This is a genomic window from Citrobacter sp. Igbk 16, from assembly GCF_028069755.1.
Lineage (GTDB): Bacteria > Pseudomonadota > Gammaproteobacteria > Enterobacterales > Enterobacteriaceae > Citrobacter.
Genome location: NZ_JANEWJ010000110.1, coordinates 1 through 269 on the forward strand (window position 1 = coordinate 1; position 269 = coordinate 269).

A 269-nucleotide genomic window follows, 5' to 3' on the forward strand; every position below is an offset into this window, starting at 1 on the left:
ACACTACCATCGGCGCTACGGCGTTTCACTTCTGAGTTCGGCATGGGGTCAGGTGGGACCACCGCGCTACAGCCGCCAGGCAAATTCTGTTTATCAGACCGCTTTTTGCGTTCTGATGTAATCTGTATCAAGCTGAAATCAATGTCTGTCTTTCGCCAAAACATCTTCGGCGTTGTAAGGTTAAGCCTCACGGTTCATTAGTATCGGTTAGCTCAATGTATCGCTACACTTACACACCCGACCTATCAACGTCATCGTCTTTAACGTTC

General features: G+C 48.3%; 2 rRNA genes. Both read right to left on the reverse strand.

The annotated features are described in order from the left end of the window. Positions 1–80, reverse strand: a 5S ribosomal RNA gene (gene rrf, locus NNO03_RS22590); the annotation flags it as partial. A gap of 96 nt (positions 81–176) precedes the next feature. Next, positions 177–269 (reverse strand): 23S ribosomal RNA (locus NNO03_RS22595); the annotation flags it as partial.